This is a genomic window from Noviherbaspirillum sp., assembly GCF_036563305.1.
In the GTDB taxonomy this organism is placed as follows: Bacteria; Pseudomonadota; Gammaproteobacteria; order Burkholderiales; family Burkholderiaceae_D; genus Noviherbaspirillum.
Map to the genome: position 1 here is coordinate 410,154 of NZ_DATCMQ010000016.1, position 20,133 is coordinate 430,286.

Consider the following 20,133-nt stretch of genomic DNA (forward strand, 5'->3'; position numbering starts at 1 on the left):
GCCGGCCAGGCATTGTCCATGCGCCCGGCCTGCGTCGACCGGTATGCGGCAGCTCAGTCCTGCAGGTCGATCTCTGCAAGCGCACGCCGGATGCTGTCGGCGTCGCCCGGACGCACCAGGCGGGCGCATTCGCGGCCGTCGCGCAGAAAGACCAGCGTCGGCCACAGCGTGACCCGGAACGAACGGCCGAGCGGACGTCCCTTGCCGTCCTCGATCTTCAGGTGGCGCACGCCCGGATGGGCCGCGAAGGCGTCGGCGATAGGCGCTTGCGCGGCCTGGCAGAAGCCGCACCAGGGCGTGCCGAACTCCAGCACGGCGGCTCCCTGCAGCTTGTCGATGTCGGCGCGTGCCGGCTCCGTCGCAGCGTAGTCGTGGTTCATCGTCATGGTGGTCACCAGGTCGGCATTACGTCATAGATTTGCAGGAAGAGCCGCGGTTCCGCGGCACGTGGCGCAGCAAGGATGCGTGCGAAAAATTTGCGTCCGGACGCGCCGGCTCCTATTGTATGAGAACAAGGATACCGCTCCTGGAGATGCCGTACATGCGCCAGCAAATCAAATGCGTCGCCGCGGTGCACGCCGCCTGCCTGTTCGTCGTTGCGGCTTCCGCTGCCGCGGAAAACATCTTCTCCTTGTACTCCACCGGCCCGGACGCCGCGACGGACGGTGCACGCCTGTCTCCTCCCGGCGGGCGTGTCGGTATCAACCCTCCGGAGCCGCGCGGCGAACCTGGGACCTTGCGCCGCGTCCCGTCCTACGGCCTGCGTTTCAGCCACTTTCCCGAACGCTTTCCCAACTGGGGGATAGGCGTCGACTTCACCCACTACGGCGTCGGTGCGCAGGGGGGCGCAACGGCGGCCGGAAGCGGACTCTGGCGCGGGGCGCTGGCCAGCAACCCGTCGCCGATGGACCGCCTGGCGCAACGCTTCGGCCAGCAGCCGCAAGGGGTCGATGTTCTCAGCGTCGGCGGCCTTTATCGCTGGCGGGAGGAGGGCAACGAGGCGGGAACGGGCAGGCTGCTGCCCTATGTCGGCGTCGGGCTTGCCTACTACCGGCCGTCCTCCGACGGCATGACTGGGATAGGTCGACCGCCGGCGTATGAATCCTCCGGTCTCGGATACCAGATGCTGGGTGGCGTGCAATATCGGTTTACCGAGCGCGCAGGTGCCTTCGTCGAGGCGAAATTCAACAGCGGCAGTGCGCTCCAGGGTTATGGCGGCGACATCGATTCTCCGCTGCGCAGCTTCCATGCGGTGGCAGGCGTGAGCTACAGCTTCTGACTTGACTGTGCTTGACATAGATCACATGCGCCGGGTCCCAATCCATCCGCTTTTGCGTCGAGAATGAGCGAAAAGACGGTGCATGCAAGCGCATCTCCGTTCACGAAAACAGCGATACGCTGCGGCAGGCATCAGGGGGCTATCGTAGTCGGTTTGCAAGGAGTCAATGATGGACAAGGCGCCCGCATCGCTGGTCGGCGAGATGAGCATTATGGATACCTCTGGCCACAAGCAGCTCAAGTGGAAAATGGACAGGCTGGACGAGATCGCTGTTGCAAGAGAGACGTTCGACGCGCTGGTGAAGGAAGGCTATTCTGCCTTCGGCTCCAGGAGCAAGAACGAGGCAAAGCAGACGGTCCGCGAATTCGACCCGACGCTCGAAGACCTGGTCATGGTGCCGCGGACCGTAGGGGGCTGACATGCACGCCGTGCCAGACCTGCGGGACGCCTGGCGGCGCCTGGTGCGCTTCGTCGGCGGCCAGCGACGATCATCGGCCTGGCCGTCGCGCCGTGGCGTCCATGGCGTCCATGGCCTTTACCAGCGGGTCAGGGAGCATGCCCTTGAAACCTTCCGCAACAGCGACCTCGCGGGCTTCGAGGATATCCACCGCGAGCGGCGCGCGAAGCGTCGCTCGCTCAGCCTGCTGATGCGCCTGTTGTCGCCGCAGCAGCGCAACGAATTTCGCCAGTTCGGCCATTTCTACGTCGCCGGCGCCGCCAGCGGCAACCGCTACCGGATCCGCCCCGGCACCTTTGCCAACATCGACGTGCTGTACCCGACGGGCAGGGTCAAGCACCGCTTGTGCGCCCATCCGGCCGGCGATGTTCCGGTCTATGACGTGATGGCGGCGCAGCTGCTGCACCTGCAGGATCCCCTGAGCGAGGCGCGCTTCCTGCGCCAGGCCAACGTGCATCTTGCCATCTCGGAAGACGGCGGGCGGTCCGCCTCGATGTGGATGGGCTGAGCCGCGGCGCTAGCGCGGTTTCGGCTGCAGGGCGTCCGCCTCGAAGCGGACGCCGTCCCAGCCGGTCTTCATGAAGTTGCGGATGTTCTGGTGGTCGCTGCCACCCGGACTGCCGAGCACATCCTGCCGGTAATAGGCGCCGAAGCAGGCCAGGGTCTGCTGCGCATCCAGCCCGTGCAGCCTGGCGAAGGCCAGCAGCTTGCAGGAACCGTTGTTCTGTCCGGCCTCGTTGCGCACGGCGCCATTGACAAAGGCCGTCGGGGTGAAGGCGAAGTGGGTGTCGATGACGCCCATTGTGTCGCTGAATTCGATAGTGGCGGGCTGCGTGCGCACACGGTGCAGGAAGTCGTCCAGTGTCATTGCTTATCCGGAAGGCAGGTTGATCGACCGTGCACATGCACGGCCGCAAGAGGATAGCCGATTGCCCGCAATGCCGCTCGGCCGCTGCCCCTAACCTACCGGCCGGTGACGGCTGTCCGCCTGCATTTCGGCCGGCGTCAGATAGCCTTCCTTGACTCCGGTCAGCGGGGCGCCGCCTCCGCTGCCCGCGAAGTCCGGCGCAATCCGGTGCATCAGGTCGTCCGGCACCGACTCGGCGCACGCCCTGGCCGAGGCGAACAGCGGCAACTGGTAGGGATCCTGTCCCTCTTCCACCGCTGCCGCCAGCGGTTCGAAATAGTCGCGGGCGCGCGCCATCAGCATCTCGCGCATGCGGGCCGAGGACGCGTTGGTTTCGGCGGATTCGGCCAGGAGCGCATGGTCGATCACCGGGATCGGTTCGGCATCGCTGCCGGCGCGCGCCAGCATGAAAGGATCGAAGCCGGCTTCCAGCAGGGAGCTGAGAAAGCGTTCATGAAAGATGCTGTGGCGCACCCCGTCAAGCGCAAGGGAATGGAAGGAAGGGCCGTTTCCCTCGTTGTAGGCCTGTGCGGCTTGTTGCACGATCATATCGAGCTGGGTCCAGTCGAAGCCTTCCGGATTGCTTTCCCAGGCTTCCTGCAGATCCATGAATTCGCCGACGAGGCGATTGATCGCGTTCGAGTCGAGTTGCGCCATAGTGCCTCCTAAAACCGCTTTGGCGCGCGATTCCCGAAAACGTTCAGCGTCGGGAACACGGCGTGCTTGCCGGCGGTAACCTGACAGCGCCGGCGGTTCCATCCGCCATAATGTAGCCGATCAAAGCATGTGCAGATTTCGCGAGCGATAATGCCGTATGTATTCCCTTTGCGCGACAAAATGCGGCAAGGGACCATGTCCCCTAACTCTTGAAGGCAGAAGACGTTGACTACCAGAAGCAAACGCTGGAACGGCAAGTTTGAGAACTTGCCGACCGAATTCCTGAAGGCCGTGCTGGCCCGGATGGGAGACTATGGAGACCGCGTGCAGTTCTCGCTGGTCACCGGCGGACCGGAACCCGCCTACCAGGTGATCAATGCCGACGAGAAGAAGATCGCCTTTGACGGCAGTCATCATCTGCTGCGCGTCGAAGGCGACGAATTTTCAGGCACGAATGTTTCCGCGGTCTTCTCCACCGAGCAGGTGAAGGCGGCCATTGCCGGCATGGCGCCGGTTACCGCCGGCGGGAAGGCGACGAAAGCGGTGCGCAGCACCGGTACCCGTGCCAGCGCGGCCAGGCTGGAGGAACAGTGCGCGGCGCAGCGCTACGAGTATTTCCGCAATCACCGGCAAAGCCTCCCCGCCGGTATCGCCGGTCATACCGAGGAAATCACGACCCTGATGAAGCAAGGCAAATCGGTGGAGGAGGCCTTCGACGAGGTGGTCCGCAAGTATTTCTAGAAACGATCGCGGCGCCGCCATGTCCGAGGGGAAGATGGACTCGACGACAAGGGTGACTTCATGCAGGTAAGCGAACTCGAAGACCTCGACCGCCGGTTGCACGCACTGCAGGACCGCATGCGGCAATACAGCATGCGGGAGGATGCGCCGCTGGACGACAGGCATCCGCTGGTGCAGGAGGCAACGACCTGCGACTTCATGCTGCCGGAGGTGCTGACCGTCGGCAACCTGGCCGAAACGGTGGCCCGCAAGATCGGCAACGTGCGGCTGCTGCTCGAGCGGGCGCGCAAGCATGAAGGACTGCCGGAGTCGGCGCAGCTTGCGGCCGGGCAGGAATACATGATGGATGCGGATGACTACCGCGTCGCGCATGACGGAGCGGGCGCGCAGGAGCGGCGCCCGGCCGGCTGAGGAACGGCTGCGGCAATGGCGACCGGCGCCGGCGAAGGCAAGCGCAGCGTGCGGGCGCAGGCTGCCGCACCGCCGCGCGAGGCGCCGCAGCACGGCGACCTCGGCGTGCTGCGGCAGGCGGCGATGCAATGCCGGGCCTGCCACCTGTGGCGGGATGCGACGCAGACCGTATTCGGCGAAGGGCCGTCGCATGCGCGCCTGATGCTGGTTGGCGAGCAGCCGGGCGACCGGGAAGACCTGCAGGGCCATCCCTTCGTCGGGCCGGCCGGCCAGCTTCTCGAGCGCGCGCTGGACGACGCCGGGATCGACCGCGGCGCGGTCTACCTGACCAATTCGGTGAAGCACTTCAAGTTCGAGCAGCGCGGCAAGCGGCGGCTGCACAAGAAGCCGGTGGAGGGCGAGATTGTCGCCTGCCACCAATGGCTGGAACGGGAGCTGGCGCTGGTGAAGCCGGCGCTGGTCGTTGCGCTGGGCGCCACCGCTGCCCGGGCACTGCTGGGCGCCGCCACGCCGGTCGAGGCCAATCGCGGGCGCCTGATGCCGTTCGGCGAACGCGGGCGCATCCTGATCACGGTCCATCCCTCGTTCCTGCTGCGCATGCCCGGGGAAGCGCGCGCCGCAGCCTATGCGCGCTTCGTGGCCGACCTCGCGCTTGCGGCGGGCGCCTAGCCTAGCCCGCGCGAGGATTGCGCAAACCGCTTTCCAACATGCGGCAATCGGCGTAGTGTGAGGCGGTCTCTCATCCGGAGGAGAGCCGAAATGAACAAGACCTTGCGTTGGCTGCTTGCCCTCATCCTGCTTGCCGTGGCCGCGACCGCCGTCTATATCTGGGTCCAGGGCCCGACCTACCGACCCTCGCCCGACGCGCCGCCCGACGTGCCGCCGCTCGCCGCCGCACCGCCTGCCCCGGAGACCCACTACCCGGTCCCGGAAACCAGGGAAGTATTGCCGCCGCTCGAGAAGAGCGACCCCACGCTGCTCGCCGCATTGTCCGAGGTGTTCGGCAAGGGCGTGCGACAGTACGTGCAGCCGCAGGAGCTGGCGCGCCGCATCGTCGTCACGATCGACAACCTGCCGCGCGAAAGCATGTCGGGCCAGCTGCAGCCGCACAAGCCGGTCCCCGGCAAGCTGCGCACCGAGCGGAACGGCGGGACCGGAGAAGGCCTGCGCCTGGCCGCAGCCAATGAAGCGCGCTACCGACCGTATGTCCTGCTCCTGGAAGCGGTCGACCCGGCTGCCTTCGCGGCGGGGTACCAGCACATGTATCCGTTGTTCCAGGAGGCGTACCGCAACCTCGGCTATCCGGACAAGCACTTCAACGACAGGCTGGTCGCCGTAATCGACCATCTGCTGCAGGCACCGGCGCTTGCCGAGCCGCCCGCACTCGTGCAGCCCCACGTCTTCTACAAGTTTGCCGATCCCGAACTGGAGAAGCTGTCCACGGGACACAAGCTGATGCTGCGCATGGGGAGCGGCAATGCGGAGCGGGTGACGGCGAAGCTGAAGGCGATCAGGGCGGAGTTGACGAAGGAAGCCGTCACCCGCTGAGATGGCGAATGGGACGGCGTGACAGGACCTTACTGCAAAAAAAAGACCCGCAGAAGCGGGCCTTCGGGAAAGCCGGTACGGCCTATTTCGTCCAGCTGTCCTTCAGCGTCACCACCCGGTTGAATACCGGCCTGGTCGCCGCATGGTCGATGCGGTCGGCAACGAAGTAGCCGTGGCGCTCGAACTGGAACTTCTCGTCCGGCTGCGCGGCGCGCATGCCTTGTTCGAGGTAGGCGGTCACCACTTCCTTTGCATGCGGGTTCAGCGCCTGCTTGAAGTCCTTGCCGCCGGCGTCCGGGTGGGGGTCGGTGAACAGCCTGTCGTACAGCCGCACTTCCGCCTCCAGCGCGTGGCTGGCGCTGACCCAGTGGATCGTGCCCTTGACCTTGTAGTTGTTCGCCCCCTCCGTTCCGCTCTTCGAGTCGGCGAAGTAGTTGCAGTGGACCGCGATCACATTGCCGTCCGCATCCTTGTCGCACCCGGTACATTCGACAATGTAGCCGTAGCGCAGGCGAACCCGGTTGCCGGGATACAGCCGGAAGTAGCCCTTGCTCGGCACCTCCATGAAATCTTCCGCTTCGATCCACAATTCCTTCGTGATCGGGAAGCTGCGCTGCCCGCGCTCCGGATGGTGCGGATGAACGGGCGCCGCGCATTCGTCGACGAGGTTGTCGGGGAAGTTGTCGATGATCAGCTTCAGTGGACGCAGCACCGCGACGGCGCGCGGCGCCTTTGGATCGAGGTCGTCGCGCAGCGCGCCTTCCAGCGTGCTCATGTCGATCCAGCTGTCCGCCTTGGCGACGCCGACGCGTTCGCAGAACAGCTGCACCGATTCCGGCGTGAAGCCGCGCCGGCGGATGCCCACGATGGTCGGCATGCGCGGGTCGTCCCAGCCGTCCACGATCTTCTCCTCGACCAGCTGCAGCAGCTTGCGCTTGCTGGTGATGGCATAGGTCAGGTTGAGCCGCGCGAATTCGGTCTGCTCCGGCAGCGGCCGCTTGAAGAAGCCGCCCTCGGCCGCGCGTTCCAGCACCCAGTCGTAGAACGGACGGTGGTCCTGGAACTCGAGCGTGCAGAACGAGTGGCTGACGTTTTCTATCGCGTCTTCCAGCGGATGCGCATAGTCGTACATCGGATAGATGCACCATTTGTCGCCGGTCCGGTGGTGGTGTGCGTGACGGATCCGGTAGATCGCCGGGTCGCGCATGTTCATGTTGGGAGAGGCCATGTCGATCTTCGCCCGCAGGATGTGTTCGCCATCCTTGAATTCACCGGCCTTCATCCGGCGGAACAGGTCGAGCGATTCGGCGGCGGGGCGGTCGCGGAACGGCGAGTTCCTGCCGGGCTCGCTGAAGCTGCCGCGACCCCGCGCCATTTCTTCCGCGCTCTGGCTGTCGACGTACGCATGCCCGGCGCCGATCAGGTATTCGGCGATTTCATAGAACCGGTCGAAGTAGTCGCTGGCGAAATAGAGGTGTTCGCCGCTGTCGTCCTTCCAGTCGAAACCCAGCCACTTCACGCTGTCGAGGATGGTGTCGACGTATTCCTGCTCTTCCTTGGTCGGATTGGTGTCATCGAAGCGCATGTGGCAACGGCCGCCGAAGTCGCGCGCAAGGCCGAAGTCCACGCAGATCGCCTTCGCATGGCCGATATGCAGGTAGCCGTTCGGTTCCGGCGGGAAGCGGGTCACCACCGGCGGTAACGGACGTCCGAGATGATCGGTGCGGTGGTCGTACTTGCCCGACGCGAGATCGGCTTCGATCAGGCCGCGCAGGAAGTTGGAGGCGGGTGCCGCGGTTTCGCCGGCGGCGGTGTTCTTGGCGTCGTTGCTCATGAAGGGAATGGTCCGGATAGGCGGTGCAGATACAAGGCTTGCCGCATTTTACCGTACCGTGCCGAGGGCGTCCGCGCGGTCGGCCTTTATGCGCGCGGCGCGAACATGATGATCGCCATGCCGGACAGGGAAACCAGGACCCCGGCGACATCCCACCCGGTGGGCCGGATGCCGTCCACCGCCCACAGCCAGGCGAGGGCGACAGCGATATAGACGCCGCCGTAGGCCGCATAGACTCGCCCCGCGGCATTCGGATGCAGGGTCAGCAGCCAGGCGAACAGGGCGAGGCTGGCGGCCGCCGGCAGCAGGACCCAGGCCGGCGCGCCTTTCTTCAGCCATAGCCAGGGAAGGTAGCAGCCCGCGATTTCGGCGAGCGCGGTGAGGATGAACAGGACAAGGGTCTGGATGACATGCATGGCGGCTTCCGGTCGGCGCGGACACGATGCCCGGGCGCAAGCAGCGCATGATAGCAAGCCGGCGCGCGGCATAATCGCCGGCAAGGAAATGTACCGGAGGCGGGCGCATGGCTGCAGCGGCGATTGAGCGGGCATAAACACCGTGCCGTTCGGGGCGTCCGCTTGCGATAAATCTAGCTCTTCGAATTCCGGAAACGGCTAAATACGCGTGTACTCAACCAGATCAGCCGCGCCGGCGGCAGTCCGCGCGCCATTCCAGCAATGCCCGACGCGCGGGCAAATGGAGCAGTCGCTGCGTCCGTTCGAGACGCCGCCATCGCCTTCGGCCGCGCCGGCTGCCGGCGCTTTAACTGCCGCGGGACTTGGCCGTGCGCGCGGAAGGCCTGCGCTGCGTGCATGCCGGACGAAAGGAGCAAGTGATGACGATACGCCGCGAAGACCTCGCCGCAGCTGCCTCCCTTGGCCTGCTGCAATACAACCAGGTCGACCCCTTGCTGATTTTCCTGCTGCAGCGCGACCTGCGCGAACGCCAGGTCGCGCTTGCCGCCAGTGCCCGCGCCACGCCGGTGCAGTGGTTGCGGACCGTGCTGTCCTACGTCGCCGCCTTTCTCGCGGTCCTCACCCTCGGGATGTTCGGTGTCCTGCATGTTTCCCGGATTGCGCCTTCCGCAGGGCTGGCGGCGCTGGTGCTGGCGGTTATCCTGTACACCGCCGTCGGCGTCGGTCTCGCCGTCTGGAGCCGGGGGCAGGGCCATTGTCGTCCGATACGGGTGACGCTCGGCGTCGTCATGGCGTCGGTGCCCCTCGCGGTGCTTGCGCTGCACGGCGCCGCCGTCGCCTGACCGGTACTACATCTGCCGGAACAGGTGGGCGTAGACGCGGCTGACGGGCAGGGTCTGCTGCCTGCCGCGCAGTCGCAACGCAATCTTGCCGCTGTCGTCGCGCACCGCTGCCTCGACGAATTTCAGGTTGACCACCGTGCCGCGGTGGATCTGCCAGAAGCAATCGGGGTCGAGCTGCGGCAGCAATTCCCGGAGCGGCGTGCGGATCAGCGCCTCCCCCTCCGTGCTCACCACGTTCACATACTTGTCCGTCGCTTCGAAGTACTGCACCTCGCCGACCGGTATCAGCCGCACCTGGTTGCCGACCGCCGCCCGGACCAGCTCCAGCCGCGCCGACGCGCGTGGCAGCGGCACCAGCGTACGCAGCTGCCCGACGATCTGCTCCAGCGCCTGGTCGCGCTCGGCGTGCCGCGCCAGCCGCGCGCGCAGCCGCGCAACGGTTTTGCCGAGGCGCTCGTCGCTGACCGGCTTGAGCACGTAGTCGGCGGCAGCCTGCTCGAAGGCCTGCAACGCATATTCATCGTAGGCGGTCACGAACACCACCAGCGGGAAGGGCCGGTCGTCCGGCCAGTCCTCCGCCAGCTCCTGCGCGGCCTCGATGCCCGACTTGCCGGGCATCTTGATGTCGAGGAACAGGATGTCCGGCCGCTGGGCCAGCGCCTCGCTGACGGCCTCGACGCCGTTGGCGGCAATGCCCACCACCTGCAGTTCCGGCCAGAGGCGCTGCAGCGCCTGCTGCAGCATGAAGGCAAGGACCGGCTCGTCCTCGGCGATCAGGGCATGGATCCGGTTCATACGGGCAGTCTCATGATGGCGCGCACGCCGTGCGGCGTCGCGGGTTCGAGGTCGAGCGATGCCTGCGGCCCGTAAAGGGCGCGCAAGCGTTCGCGCACGTTGGCGAGGCCGGTGCGGGTGCCGGCGGTGGGGGCATTCTCGTCGTGGCCGAGACCGTCGTCGCGCACCGTCAGCACCAAGCCGCCCGCGACGCGCTGCGCATCGATGTCGAGCCGTCCGCCGTCGAGCTTCGGTTCCAGGCCGTGCTTGATCGCGTTCTCGACCAGCGGTTGCAGCAGCATCGGCGGCACCGGCTGCGCCGCCAGCTCGGGGGGCAGCCGAAGCGCAAAGCTCAGGCGGGAGCCCATGCGCACCTGCATCAGGCCAAGGTAGGCTTCCATCAGCGCGAATTCCTGGCCGAGCGTCGCCTGTTGCGCCCGGGAGGTGCCGAGCGTGGCCCGCAGGTACTGGATCAGCTGGTCGAGCATCAGCTGCGCACGCTGCGGGTCGACCGCGATCAGGCCCTGCAGGTTGGCCAGCGTGTTGAACAGCATGTGCGGTTCGATCTGCGCCTGCAGCAGCTGCAGTTGCGCCTGCAACGCCTGCCTTTCGGTCGCGGCGGCCCGCGCCTTCTCGGCCGCCGCCTCCGCCTTGAGCTGCTCGATCTGGCTGCGCTTCCAGAAGAACCAGGTGATCGATGCGCAGACCAGGATGAACATCAGGTAGAAGCCGATTTCGTTCTTGCTGCGCACGGCCTCCAGGCGTTCCAGCGGGATGCCGAGGAGCAGGCTGGCGGCGGCGTTGCCCAGCAGCTGGGCGGACGGCAGGGCGGCAATGAACAGCAGGGCGAATGGCAGGGCAGGGGGCTTGTCCTGCCCCCACAGCAGCAGGCGTCCGCCATCGATGAAGCTGACCATCATGGTGCCGATGCAGACCGACACCACCAGGTTCTGGACGAAGGAGTCATTGAGGCGGAGTATGTAGGTCACCACCAGCGCGACGGCGATATTGAACACCTGCGTCAGGGCGACGTCGATCGCGAAGCGCCGCAACCGCGGCAGCGGCCGGGCCGCGGCCTGCGGCAGGGTGTCGGTGGTGCCGGTGTTCATGAGCGCTTCTTCATTTCCTGTTCGATCATGCGCTGTTTCCAATGCGTTCCCGGCGCGTGCAGGGCGACGGCCAGCCCGTGAAATAGTAACCCGATTCCCCATCCCGCCAGCGGCCAGATCGACCAGAGACGGTCCGGGACGGCCAGCAGGTTGAACAGGATCAGGCCGCTGTTGACGGTGGCGAAGACGGCGAGATGGATGCCGAAACCGATCCGGCGTTCGACCTGGCGGCGTGCCTCGTGGTAGTGCTGGTTGCGTTCCATGTTGCTCTCCTTGGGTTGGGCGACGGTTCAGATGAGTCCGGCGGCGTTCCACAGCAGGGCGCCCAGCCGGCGGTCCGGCAACAGCGCAAAGATCCCTGCGATCACGAGTCCGGCATACGCGCCGGTCATGCCGCGGCGATGGGCCATGATCCTGCCGCGCGCGGCCGCCACGATCGCCGCGGTCACCGCGACCAGCGTCACCACGGACAGGATGTGGATGGCGGAAAAATGGCCGTGGGACCTTATGCCGAAGGACACGAGGGCGGTGGTCAGCATCAGCACCACCCACGTCCTGCCGGCGATGCGGTGCAGGGTGGAGCCCTTGCGCGCGGCAAGGGCGATACCGCCGAGCACGAGCGCCAGGCCGGCAGTGGCGACGTGGATCAGGATGACCGGGGTGAATGCCATGTTACGCTCCATCGGTTGGTTGATGGAGGCAGTATCGGGATGGCGGCAGGCGTGCGCGAGCCGAATGCGACGAACTGCGGGATAGGTGGAGCGAGCTGTCGCTGCCGGGCGCGAACGGGATTAGAAGCCGACCGCCTGGCCGTCGCGGCGACCGTCGCTGGCGGCCACGTAGCCGTCGTCCAGCTTCCAGATGAATTGCCCTGAACCAAAGTCCATGTAGCTGTCGCTCACGCTTTCCAGCCGGTGGCCGCGCGCCGCCAGCGCCTCGGCAAGTCCCGGGGCGGCGCTGCCCTCCAGGTCGAGCACCAGGCCGTGATGGACACGCCAGCGCGGCGCGTCGCAGGCTGCCTGCGGTTGCTGCCGGTACGTCAGCATGCGCACCAGCGCCTGCAGGTGTCCCTGCGGCTGCATGTTGCCGCCCATGACCCCGAAACTCATGACCGGCGCCCCGTCCCGGCTCAGGAAGGCCGGAATGATGGTGTGAAACGGCCGTTTGCCCGGTGCGACGCAGTTCGGGTGGCCGGGCAGCGTGTTGAAGCCATGGCCGCGGTTCTGCAGGCTGATGCCGGCGTCCGGCACCACCACGCCCGACCCGAAGCCCAGGTAGTTGGACTGGATGAAGCTGACCATCATCCCGTTGTCATCGGCCGCGGTCAGATAAACCGTGCCGCCCGCCGGCGGCTGGCCATGGCCGTAATCCGCCGCCCGCTCACGACTGAGGAGCCGGGCGCGCTCCGCCAGGTAGCCGTCGTCCAGCAGATCATGCGCACGCACCTCGGTCATCCAGGCACTGTCGGCAACCCAGCGGTAGGTGTCGGCGAAGGCCAGTTTCATCGCCTCGATCTGCAGGTGCAGGCTGTCGGCGCTGTCGGGCGGGTAGCGGGAAAGGTCGAACTGTTCGAGTATGCCGAGGGCGATCTGGACCGCGATTCCCTGGCCGTTGGGCGGCATTTCATGCAAGGTGTAGCCGGCGTAGTCGCGCGCGATGGGCGCGATCCACTCGGGGCAGTAGGCAGCGAGATCATCCAGCGTCAGCGCGCCACCGTGGAGCGCGGCATGGTCCGCCATCGCTTCGGCGAACTCGCCGCGATAGAACACTTCGCCATGGGTCTCGGCGATGCGCGTCAGGGCATGGGCCGCGGTCGGAAACAGGAAATTCTCGCCGACATGCGGCGCCCGGCCATACGGCATGAAGACCTGGGCGAAGCCAGGCTGCCGCTGCAGCAGCGGTACCGCCCCGGCCCATTTGCGCTGCACCGTCTGCGCGACCAGGTGGCCGCGCTCCGCCAGTTCGATTGCCGGCTCGAACAGGTCGGCAAACGGCAGCAGGCCGTAGCGTTCCGAGAGGGCGACCCAACCGGCCACCACGCCCGGCACCGTCACCGAATTCCAGCCGCGCTGGGGAATCGCTCCGCCATGCCGCGCGGCGAAGTAGGCCGGCGTCCAGGCGGAAGGCGCCGGACCCGAGGCGTTCAAGCCGGTCAACTCCCGCCCGTCCCAGACCATGGCGAACGCGTCGCCGCCCAATCCGCACGAAACCGGCTCGACCACGACCAGCGCCGCGGCCGAGGCAATCGCCGCATCCACCGCGTTGCCGCCCTTGAGCAGCATGCGCAGACCGGCCTGGGCGGCCAGCGGATGCGACGTGGCGACCACATTGCGGGCAAACACCGGCGCACGCGTGGTCGGATACGGGTTGGTCCAGTTGAATGCGCTCATCGCGGCTCCGGCCGGTTATCGTCCGTCGCGCGGCGGGCGCGGCGCCCGCCGGCGTCGTCAGACTATCTTCTTTTCGCGCAGCGCCTCGATCTCCGCGAGGGTCAGCCCGAGCATCCGGTGCAGGACTTCATCGGTATGCTGCCCGAGCAGCGGCGGCGGCAGCTCGCATGCAGGCGGGGTTGCCGACATCTTCATCGGGCTGCCGACCAGCCTGACCTTTCCGCCGGTGGGATGCGGCACGTCGACGCGCAGCCCGCGTGCCTGCACCTGCGGATTCTCGAAGACTTCGTCGAGATTGTTGATCGGTCCGCATGGGACGCCTGCCGCTTCCAGTGCGTCGATCCATTCCTGCTTGGTGCGCGTCTTCACCATGTCGGCCAGCAGCGGCACCAGCGTGTCGCGGTGGCGCACCCGCATCGGATTGGTGGCGAAGCGTTCGTCGGTCGCCAGCTCCGGGCGGCCGCCGGCCTCGACAAAGCGCTTGTACTGGCCGTCGTTGCCGACCGCGACGATGATGTGGCCGTCGGCGGTCGCAAAGGTCTGGTACGGCACGATGTTCGGATGGGCGTTGCCCCACCGACGCGGTGCCTGGCCGCTGGCCAGGTAGTTGGTGTTCATGTTGGCGAGCATCGCCACCTGCACGTCGAGCAGGGCCATGTCGATGTACTGGCCTTCGCCGGTACGGTCGCGATGGGCGAGGGCGGCCAGGACCGCAATCGTCGCGTACATGCCGGTCATCAGGTCCGAGATCGCGACACCCGCCTTCTGCGGGCCGCCGCCCGGCTGGTCGTCACGCTCGCCGGTGATCGACATGAAGCCGCCCATGCCCTGGATGATGAAGTCGTAGCCGGCACGCTGGGCATAGGGGCCGCTCTGACCGAAGCCGGTGATCGAGCAGTACACGATGTCCGGTTTCTCGCGCTGCAGCGACGCATAGTCGAGGCCGTATTTCTTCAGCTGCCCGACCTTGTAGTTCTCCAGCACCACGTCGGACTGCCTTGCGAGCGCGCGCACGATCTCCTGGCCTTCCGGCGTCGCGATGTCGAGGGTGACCGACCGCTTGTTGCGGTTCGCCGCGAGATAGTAGGCCGCCTCGGTGGTATCCCTGCCTTCCGCGTCCCGCAGGTAGGGCGGGCCCCAGTGCCGGGTGTCGTCGCCGGCGCCCGGGCGCTCCACCTTGATGACGTCGGCGCCAAGATCGGCGAGGTTCTGGGCGCACCATGGTCCTGCCAGGACGCGGGTGAGGTCGAGGACGCGTATGTGTCCGAGGGCTTTCTTGTTCAGCGGCGAATCAGCCATTTTTCGAATTGATCTGCGGTGAGCGGTTGAGTGTAATGGTAGCCCAGCCCGATGTCGCAGCCGCGTTCGCCCAGGTATTCGACCTGCTGCGATGTCTCCACGCCCTTGGCAACGACCTCCAGCCCCAGCCGGTGCGCGGCGCCGAGAGCCGCGTCCACGTCCTCGCGGCCATCCTCCCCTTGCGCGCCGTCTGACGGGCTGGCATCGATTTTAACCTTATGCACCGGATACCGCCCGAGAAGCGCCGCATCGAGCCCCGCACCCGTGAAATCGTCGATGCTCACTGTCACGCCAATGGCGGCCAGCCCGGCAAGGGTGTCTCCTGCCGGCTGCGGCGGATCGCGCAGCAGCGCTTCCTTCACCTCGCATTCCAGCTGCCGTGGCGGCAGGCGGTTGTCGCGCAACGCCGCCTGGAGCGCCGCCGGCAGCCCCGGATCGGCGAGCTGGGCGGCGGACAGCTTGACCGCGACAGTGAAGCCGTCGATGCCGAGCCGCTGCCAGGCCGCCGCCTGGCGGCACACGTCGGCAAGTGCCCAGGCAGTAAGGGCCGGCAAGCCGCCGCCCTGTTCGGCAAGCGGGAGGAAACTGGCGGGCAGCAGCAGGCCATGGCGCGGATGCTGCCAGCGCAGCAGGGCTTCCACTCCGCGGATGCGGCCGTCGTGCAGGTCGACCTGCGGCTGGAAATAGTGCCGCAGTTCGTGACGTTCGACCGCACGCCGAAGCTGGGTGGACGGCGCGTCCGCCGTCGCCTCCTCGGCGGCCGGCACAAACGTCCGGTACTGGCCGTGGCCGGCGGCCTTGGCCAGGTAGCGCGCCTGTCCAGCCTTTCTGACCAGCGTATCGAGGTCGGCGCCGTCGCGCGGGTAGAGGGCAATGCCGACGCTGGCGGAAACGCGCAGCAGCCGGCCCTGGAGGGAATACGGGTTGCGCATGCTGTCCGTCACCTGTTGTGCGATGTCCTCCGCCACCTGCATGTCGCCCAGGTCGCGGGCCAGCAGCAGGAATGCGTCCCCGTCCAGCCGCACGAGCAGGTCGTCGCGGCGCACGGCATTTTTCAACCGGAGAGCCACCGCCTTCAGCAGTTCGTCGCCGAGCAGGAGGCCGTGGCGGTCGTTGACTTCGGTGAAGCCGTCGAGGTCGACCACGAACGCCGCCAGCGTGTTCGAGCGGGCGCTCAGCCTCGGAAACAGTTCGGCCGCCTGCTGCCGCAGGTAATCCCGGTTCGGCAGGCCGGTCAGGGTGTCATGCAGCGCCACATTGCGCAGCCGGCTTTCGGCGCGGCTGCGCGTGATCTCCTCCAGCGCGGCGGCGACCAGGCCTGCTGCGGTCTCGGCAAACCCGGCCTCGTCCTTGCGCCACGGCCGTCCCTCGCCACTCACCGTGAACACCAGCACCCCTGCCGGCACGCCGCCGGGCAGCACCGGCGCCAGGATGGCCGCCTTGATGCCGTGCGCGTGGAAATACTCGCAGCAGAGTGCGCTGCGCGGGTCGCGGTCGACATCGTCCAGCGCCAGCGGCCCGCCTCCGGCCAGTACCTTCCGCATCAGCGGTTCGAATCCGCCGGTGAACAATGCGTCCGGCACCTCCTCGACGAAATTCTGCCGCACGTCGTCATAGGCGCTCAGGCAGCGGGCGGGCCGGTCGTCGTCCGCTTCCCAGTAGGCGCAGCGATGCACGGCGATCGCCTTGGCGGCGGACTTGACGATCACCTTCAGTGTGGAGTCGAGGCTGGCGCGCGGCTTGCGCGCGATGCGTAGCAGCCGGTTCAGGTAGTGCAGCTGGCGCTTGCGTTCGCTTTCGGTGCGCTGCTGTTGCGCCACCTGCTCGCTGATGTCGCGCACATTGACCAGGAGCCCGTGCACATCGGGGTGCGACAGCAGGTTGACCACGGTGCCGGCAACCCGGCTCCAGCCGCCGTCGGCGCGCCGCAGGCGCATTTCGAGCCCGACCGTGTCGGCGGCGGCGGCCCGCTCGAGCGCATGGCTAACGTGCTGGCGGTCGTCGTGGTGCACCAGGGTCAGCAGGGCGTCGCCATGGGGGCCGGCAAGCTGGCCGAACGCCCGGTTGGCGTAGCGGATCCCGGCGTCGCTGTCGCACACCAGCACCATGTCCGGCAGCTGTTCGGTGATCGCCAGCAGCCGGGCGCCGGGTGCGGGCAGGCTGTCCTCATGGTCGGGTTGCAGGCGCAGCACCAGGATGCTGCAACGGCCATCGCTGAGCGGATCGATGCGGTTTTCCAGCACCTCGAAGGACACGCGGCCGCCCCATTTCCCGCGCAGCGCCAGGATGCCATCCCCTGGCAGCGCCTGCGAGCCGGCGCCGGCTTCCTCGTCCGGCAAAATTGCTTCCAGCAGCCGGCCCGCCAGTTCTTCCGGCGCATAGCCAAGCTGCTGCGCGAGAACCGGGTTCATTTGCATGATCCGGCCGTCCTGCAGCATCAGCACGCCGGCGTCGGTTCCCAGCAGGTCGGCAAGGGTGTGCCATTCTGCCGGGAGGATGAAATTGGCGGCATCGAAGGGCGCGCGGGACGCCAGGTTGGGAGAGACCGGCATGGCGAGCGTGGCGGCGGGCAGGGCCGCGGGCAGTTGGAAGATTGGCTTAGACTACGACCGGTCGGATTTGATTTCGAGAGATAGATCAAGTCCGGGCGCTTTGCCGGCGGTCCGTGTCGTCCGCGCTTTCCTGCCGCAAAGGAATCCGGCCGCTGCCCGTCACCGTTGGCGAAATGCCAAGTTGGGGCGCTCGGCGCCCGCCCGGACGGCCTCATTGCCAAGGGCTTATCACGTATAATCAACGGTTTGCCGCACCGTCTTCCACCCATTGCCGACAACATGAAATCGTCTGAAATCCGCGAGAAATTCCTCAAGTTCTTCGAATCCAAGGGCCACGCCATCGTCGCATCCAGTCCCGTGGTGCCCGGCGACGATCCGACGCTGCTGTTCACCAATGCGGGCATGAACCAGTTCAAGGACGTGTTCCTCGGTTTCGACAAGCGGCCCTATACCCGCGCGACCACTTCGCAGAAGTGCATTCGCGCCGGCGGCAAGCACAACGACCTGGAAAATGTGGGTTATACCGCGCGCCACCACACCTTCTTCGAGATGCTCGGCAATTTCAGCTTCGGCGACTATTTCAAGGAAGACGCGATCAGCTACGCCTGGGAACTGCTGACCGAGGTCTTCAAGCTGCCGAAGGAAAAGCTGTGGGTGACGGTGTACGCGGAGGACGACGAGGCCTACGAGATCTGGAACAAGAAGGTCGGCGTGCCGACGGAACGCATCGTGCGCATCGGCGACAACAAGGGCGCCCGTTACGCCTCCGACAATTTCTGGATGATGGGCGATACCGGTCCCTGCGGCCCCTGCACCGAAATCTTCTACGACCACGGTCCGGACGTGGCCGGTGGCCCGCCGGGTTCGCCCGACGAAGACGGCGACCGCTACATCGAGATCTGGAACAACGTGTTCATGCAGTTCAACCGCGATGAAGCCGGCGTCATGCACAAGCTGCCGAAGCCGAGCGTGGACACCGGCATGGGCCTTGAGCGGATCACCGCGGTGCTGCAGCATGTGCACAGCAACTACGAGATCGATACCTTCGTCAACCTGCTGGCCGCCGCCAAGAAGGCGGTCGATACGGCCGGCGGCGGCGACTGCGACAAGGAGTCGCCCTCGCTGAAGGTCATCGCCGACCACATCCGCGCCTGCACGTTCACCGTGGTCGACGGCGTCATTCCAAGCAACGCCGGCCGCGGCTACGTGCTGCGCCGCATTGCCCGCCGCGCGATCCGCCACGGCTACAAGCTCGGTGCCCGCAAGCCCTTCTTCCATGCGCTGGTGCCGGCACTGGTGGCCGAGATGGGCGACGCCTATCCGGAACTGCGCCAGAACGAGCAGCGTGCGATCGAGGTGCTGAAGCAGGAAGAGGACGCGTTCTTCCGCACCATCGCCAACGGCATGGAGATCCTGGAAAAAGCGCTCGCCGCCGGCAACCAGCAGGTGGACGGCGAGACTGCCTTCAAGCTGCACGACACCTACGGCTTCCCGGTCGACCTGACCGCCGACGTATGCCGCGAGCGCGGCGTCACCGTCGACGAGGCGGGTTTCAACCGCCTGCTCGATGAGCAGCGCCAGCGCGCCCGCGAGGCCGGCAAGTTCAAGATGGCCCAGGGCCTCGAGTACGCCGGCAGCCCGACCACCTTCCATGGCTACGAGAAGCTGATTCACGACACTGCCGCCGTGGTGGCGATCTACGTGGACGGCACCGCCGTCGAGGTCGCCAATTCCGGCGACGACGCGGTCGTGGTGCTCGACCATACGCCGTTCTATGCCGAATCCGGCGGCCAGGTCGGCGACACGGGCGAGCTGCGCAATGCCGTCTCGCGCTTCCTGGTGGAAGACACGCTGAAGATCCAGGCGGACGTGTACGGCCATCACGGCCGCATCGCCGAGGGCACGCTGAAGGTCGGCGACGTGGTCAACGCCCGCGTGGACGCCGAGAAGCGCGCCAGGACCGTGCGCAACCACAGCGCCACCCACCTGATGCACAAGGCGCTGCGCGAGGTCCTCGGCAGCCATGTCCAGCAGAAGGGTTCGCTGGTGAACGCGGACCGCACCCGCTTCGACTTCGCCCACCACGGCCCGCTGACCGACGAGCAGATCCGCAAGGTCGAGGCCATCGTCAATGCCGAGATCCTTTCCAATCACCCGACGCAGGCGCGGGTGATGCCGATCGAGGAAGCGCAGAAGTCGGGCGCGATGATGCTGTTCGGCGAAAAGTACGGCGACGAGGTACGGGTGCTGGACATCGGCACCAGCCGCGAACTGTGCGGCGGCACCCATGTGGAGCGCACCGGCGATATCGGCTTGTTCAAGGTGGTCGCCGAGGGCGGCGTCGCCGCGGGCATCCGCCGGATCGAGGCGGTGACCGGCGAAAACGCGCTGGCCTACCTGCAGTCGCTGGAATCGACGGTCAGGGGCGTTGCCAGCACCCTCAAGGTGACGCCTGCCGAAATTTCCGCGCGTGTCGGCAGCGTACTGGAGCAGGTGCGCGCGCTGGAGAAGGAACTCGCCGCGGCCAAGGGCAAGCTGGCATCGGCGCAGGGCGACGAGCTGCTCGCCAGTGCGGTGGACGTCAACGGCATCAAGGTGCTCGCGGCCACGCTGAACGGCGCGGATGTGCCGGCGCTGCGCGAGACCATGGACAAGCTGAAAGACAAGCTCAAGACCGCCGCCATCGTGCTGGCGGCCGTCAACGACGGCAAGGTCAGCCTGATCGCCGGCGTCACCCAGGACGCCACCGGGAAGGTGAAGGCGGGCGAACTCGTCAATTTCGTCGCCCAGCAGATCGGCGGCAAGGGAGGGGGGCGTGCCGACATGGCGCAGGCCGGCGGCACCGACCCGGTTGCATTGCCGAAGGCGCTGGACGGCGTCGCCTCGTGGGTACGGGAAAGGGCCTGAGGCCCGCTCC

21 protein-coding genes are annotated in these 20,133 nt (G+C 66.7%); 9 read left to right on the forward strand and 12 right to left on the reverse strand.

All coding sequences use genetic code 11. The annotated features are described in order from the left end of the window. Nucleotides 1–53: 53 nt before the first annotated feature. The gene (locus VIM12_RS18385; protein ID WP_331943364.1) at nucleotides 54–386 is read right to left on the reverse strand and encodes a thioredoxin family protein; all 333 of its coding nucleotides are present in this window, start codon (nucleotides 384–386) and stop codon (nucleotides 54–56) included. A gap of 155 nt (nucleotides 387–541) precedes the next feature. Between VIM12_RS18385 and VIM12_RS18390 the strand changes: the two genes are divergently transcribed. The 3 genes from VIM12_RS18390 to VIM12_RS18400 all read left to right on the forward strand — a co-directional run bounded on the left by VIM12_RS18390 (nucleotide 542) and on the right by VIM12_RS18400 (nucleotide 2,244). Further along, nucleotides 542–1,279, forward strand: coding sequence for a hypothetical protein (locus VIM12_RS18390; RefSeq protein WP_331943366.1), 738 nt, complete (start codon nucleotides 542–544; stop codon nucleotides 1,277–1,279). Nucleotides 1,280–1,445: 166 nt separating this feature from the next. Continuing rightward, nucleotides 1,446–1,697, forward strand: a complete 252-nt coding sequence (locus tag VIM12_RS18395) for a hypothetical protein (protein WP_331943368.1) — start codon at nucleotides 1,446–1,448, stop codon at nucleotides 1,695–1,697. A 1-nt stretch (nucleotide 1,698) separates the two neighbouring features. Continuing rightward, nucleotides 1,699–2,244, forward strand: a complete 546-nt coding sequence (locus VIM12_RS18400; RefSeq protein ID WP_331943370.1) for a hypothetical protein — start codon at nucleotides 1,699–1,701, stop codon at nucleotides 2,242–2,244. 9 nt (nucleotides 2,245–2,253) lie between these two features. On the opposite strand, the gene VIM12_RS18405 is transcribed toward VIM12_RS18400, so the two are convergent. Both VIM12_RS18405 and VIM12_RS18410 read right to left on the reverse strand, forming a co-directional pair. After that, nucleotides 2,254–2,604: a HopJ type III effector protein gene (locus VIM12_RS18405; RefSeq protein ID WP_331943372.1), complete on the reverse strand. Its 351-nt coding sequence runs from the start codon at nucleotides 2,602–2,604 to the stop codon at nucleotides 2,254–2,256. Between the two features lie 90 nt (nucleotides 2,605–2,694). After that, complete coding sequence (locus VIM12_RS18410) at nucleotides 2,695–3,300, reverse strand: hypothetical protein (protein WP_331943374.1); 606 nt, start codon at nucleotides 3,298–3,300, stop codon at nucleotides 2,695–2,697. A gap of 225 nt (nucleotides 3,301–3,525) precedes the next feature. On the opposite strand from VIM12_RS18410, the gene VIM12_RS18415 reads away from it, so the two are divergent. The 4 genes from VIM12_RS18415 to VIM12_RS18430 all read left to right on the forward strand — a co-directional run bounded on the left by VIM12_RS18415 (nucleotide 3,526) and on the right by VIM12_RS18430 (nucleotide 6,000). Further along, nucleotides 3,526–4,041, forward strand: a complete 516-nt coding sequence (locus VIM12_RS18415) for a hypothetical protein (protein ID WP_331943376.1) — start codon at nucleotides 3,526–3,528, stop codon at nucleotides 4,039–4,041. Nucleotides 4,042–4,101: 60 nt separating this feature from the next. Beyond that, the gene (locus VIM12_RS18420; protein WP_331943378.1) at nucleotides 4,102–4,452 is read left to right on the forward strand and encodes a hypothetical protein; all 351 of its coding nucleotides are present in this window, start codon (nucleotides 4,102–4,104) and stop codon (nucleotides 4,450–4,452) included. Nucleotides 4,453–4,467: 15 nt separating this feature from the next. Further along, entirely contained in the window at nucleotides 4,468–5,121 is a 654-nt protein-coding gene (locus VIM12_RS18425) for a UdgX family uracil-DNA binding protein (protein WP_331943380.1), read from the forward strand. 90 nt (nucleotides 5,122–5,211) lie between these two features. Next, nucleotides 5,212–6,000, forward strand: coding sequence for a DUF3014 domain-containing protein (locus VIM12_RS18430; protein WP_331943382.1), 789 nt, complete (start codon nucleotides 5,212–5,214; stop codon nucleotides 5,998–6,000). 82 nt (nucleotides 6,001–6,082) lie between these two features. On the opposite strand, the gene VIM12_RS18435 is transcribed toward VIM12_RS18430, so the two are convergent. Further along, nucleotides 6,083–7,834, reverse strand: a complete 1,752-nt coding sequence (locus VIM12_RS18435; protein ID WP_331943383.1) for a glutamine--tRNA ligase/YqeY domain fusion protein — start codon at nucleotides 7,832–7,834, stop codon at nucleotides 6,083–6,085. A gap of 86 nt (nucleotides 7,835–7,920) precedes the next feature. Next, on the reverse strand, nucleotides 7,921–8,250 hold the full coding sequence (locus VIM12_RS18440) for a YnfA family protein (protein WP_331943384.1): 330 nt from the start codon (nucleotides 8,248–8,250) through the stop codon (nucleotides 7,921–7,923). 419 nt (nucleotides 8,251–8,669) lie between these two features. Between VIM12_RS18440 and VIM12_RS18445 the strand changes: the two genes are divergently transcribed. Beyond that, the gene (locus VIM12_RS18445) at nucleotides 8,670–9,092 is read left to right on the forward strand and encodes a hypothetical protein (protein ID WP_331943386.1); all 423 of its coding nucleotides are present in this window, start codon (nucleotides 8,670–8,672) and stop codon (nucleotides 9,090–9,092) included. 6 nt (nucleotides 9,093–9,098) lie between these two features. Here the strand turns inward: VIM12_RS18445 and VIM12_RS18450 are convergent, their stop codons facing one another. From VIM12_RS18450 to VIM12_RS18480, 7 genes are all read right to left on the reverse strand, one after another. Beyond that, nucleotides 9,099–9,887 (reverse strand): LytTR family DNA-binding domain-containing protein, encoded by a 789-nt coding sequence (locus tag VIM12_RS18450; protein ID WP_331943388.1) that lies wholly within the window; start codon nucleotides 9,885–9,887, stop codon nucleotides 9,099–9,101. Then, nucleotides 9,884–10,975 carry a sensor histidine kinase gene (locus tag VIM12_RS18455; protein ID WP_331943390.1) on the reverse strand — a complete coding sequence of 364 codons (1,092 nt, stop codon included), beginning with the start codon at nucleotides 10,973–10,975 and terminating at the stop codon, nucleotides 9,884–9,886. Before VIM12_RS18455 ends, VIM12_RS18450 begins: the two co-directional genes overlap by 4 nt. Continuing rightward, nucleotides 10,972–11,238: a 2TM domain-containing protein gene (locus VIM12_RS18460; protein ID WP_331943392.1), complete on the reverse strand. Its 267-nt coding sequence runs from the start codon at nucleotides 11,236–11,238 to the stop codon at nucleotides 10,972–10,974. The genes VIM12_RS18455 and VIM12_RS18460 overlap by 4 nt, the downstream gene beginning before the upstream one ends. 27 nt (nucleotides 11,239–11,265) lie before the next feature. Beyond that, nucleotides 11,266–11,646, reverse strand: a complete 381-nt coding sequence (locus VIM12_RS18465; RefSeq protein WP_331943394.1) for a DUF2306 domain-containing protein — start codon at nucleotides 11,644–11,646, stop codon at nucleotides 11,266–11,268. A 120-nt stretch (nucleotides 11,647–11,766) separates the two neighbouring features. After that, nucleotides 11,767–13,365: a gamma-glutamyltransferase family protein gene (locus tag VIM12_RS18470; protein ID WP_331943396.1), complete on the reverse strand. Its 1,599-nt coding sequence runs from the start codon at nucleotides 13,363–13,365 to the stop codon at nucleotides 11,767–11,769. 57 nt (nucleotides 13,366–13,422) lie between these two features. After that, on the reverse strand, nucleotides 13,423–14,664 hold the full coding sequence (locus VIM12_RS18475) for a CaiB/BaiF CoA-transferase family protein (RefSeq protein WP_331943398.1): 1,242 nt from the start codon (nucleotides 14,662–14,664) through the stop codon (nucleotides 13,423–13,425). Beyond that, entirely contained in the window at nucleotides 14,646–17,216 is a 2,571-nt protein-coding gene (locus tag VIM12_RS18480; protein WP_331943400.1) for a sensor domain-containing protein, read from the reverse strand. Before VIM12_RS18480 ends, VIM12_RS18475 begins: the two co-directional genes overlap by 19 nt. A gap of 279 nt (nucleotides 17,217–17,495) precedes the next feature. On the opposite strand from VIM12_RS18480, the gene alaS reads away from it, so the two are divergent. After that, nucleotides 17,496–20,123: an alanine--tRNA ligase gene (alaS, locus tag VIM12_RS18485; protein ID WP_331943402.1), complete on the forward strand. Its 2,628-nt coding sequence runs from the start codon at nucleotides 17,496–17,498 to the stop codon at nucleotides 20,121–20,123. Nucleotides 20,124–20,133: the final 10 nt, after the last annotated feature.

Coding starts and splice junctions, on each gene's coding strand:
- VIM12_RS18385 (WP_331943364.1), bottom strand. CDS start 386: ATGACGATGAACCACGACTACGCTGCGACGGAGCCGGCACGCGCCGAC.
- VIM12_RS18390 (WP_331943366.1), top strand. CDS start 542: ATGCGCCAGCAAATCAAATGCGTCGCCGCGGTGCACGCCGCCTGCCTG.
- VIM12_RS18395 (WP_331943368.1), top strand. CDS start 1,446: ATGATGGACAAGGCGCCCGCATCGCTGGTCGGCGAGATGAGCATTATG.
- VIM12_RS18400 (WP_331943370.1), top strand. CDS start 1,699: ATGCACGCCGTGCCAGACCTGCGGGACGCCTGGCGGCGCCTGGTGCGC.
- VIM12_RS18405 (WP_331943372.1), bottom strand. CDS start 2,604: ATGACACTGGACGACTTCCTGCACCGTGTGCGCACGCAGCCCGCCACT.
- VIM12_RS18410 (WP_331943374.1), bottom strand. CDS start 3,300: ATGGCGCAACTCGACTCGAACGCGATCAATCGCCTCGTCGGCGAATTC.
- VIM12_RS18420 (WP_331943378.1), top strand. CDS start 4,102: ATGCAGGTAAGCGAACTCGAAGACCTCGACCGCCGGTTGCACGCACTG.
- VIM12_RS18425 (WP_331943380.1), top strand. CDS start 4,468: ATGGCGACCGGCGCCGGCGAAGGCAAGCGCAGCGTGCGGGCGCAGGCT.
- VIM12_RS18430 (WP_331943382.1), top strand. CDS start 5,212: ATGAACAAGACCTTGCGTTGGCTGCTTGCCCTCATCCTGCTTGCCGTG.
- VIM12_RS18435 (WP_331943383.1), bottom strand. CDS start 7,834: ATGAGCAACGACGCCAAGAACACCGCCGCCGGCGAAACCGCGGCACCC.
- VIM12_RS18440 (WP_331943384.1), bottom strand. CDS start 8,250: ATGCATGTCATCCAGACCCTTGTCCTGTTCATCCTCACCGCGCTCGCC.
- VIM12_RS18445 (WP_331943386.1), top strand. CDS start 8,670: ATGACGATACGCCGCGAAGACCTCGCCGCAGCTGCCTCCCTTGGCCTG.
- VIM12_RS18450 (WP_331943388.1), bottom strand. CDS start 9,887: ATGAACCGGATCCATGCCCTGATCGCCGAGGACGAGCCGGTCCTTGCC.
- VIM12_RS18455 (WP_331943390.1), bottom strand. CDS start 10,975: ATGAACACCGGCACCACCGACACCCTGCCGCAGGCCGCGGCCCGGCCG.
- VIM12_RS18460 (WP_331943392.1), bottom strand. CDS start 11,238: ATGGAACGCAACCAGCACTACCACGAGGCACGCCGCCAGGTCGAACGC.
- VIM12_RS18465 (WP_331943394.1), bottom strand. CDS start 11,646: ATGGCATTCACCCCGGTCATCCTGATCCACGTCGCCACTGCCGGCCTG.
- VIM12_RS18470 (WP_331943396.1), bottom strand. CDS start 13,365: ATGAGCGCATTCAACTGGACCAACCCGTATCCGACCACGCGTGCGCCG.
- VIM12_RS18475 (WP_331943398.1), bottom strand. CDS start 14,664: ATGGCTGATTCGCCGCTGAACAAGAAAGCCCTCGGACACATACGCGTC.
- VIM12_RS18480 (WP_331943400.1), bottom strand. CDS start 17,216: ATGCCGGTCTCTCCCAACCTGGCGTCCCGCGCGCCCTTCGATGCCGCC.
- alaS (WP_331943402.1), top strand. CDS start 17,496: ATGAAATCGTCTGAAATCCGCGAGAAATTCCTCAAGTTCTTCGAATCC.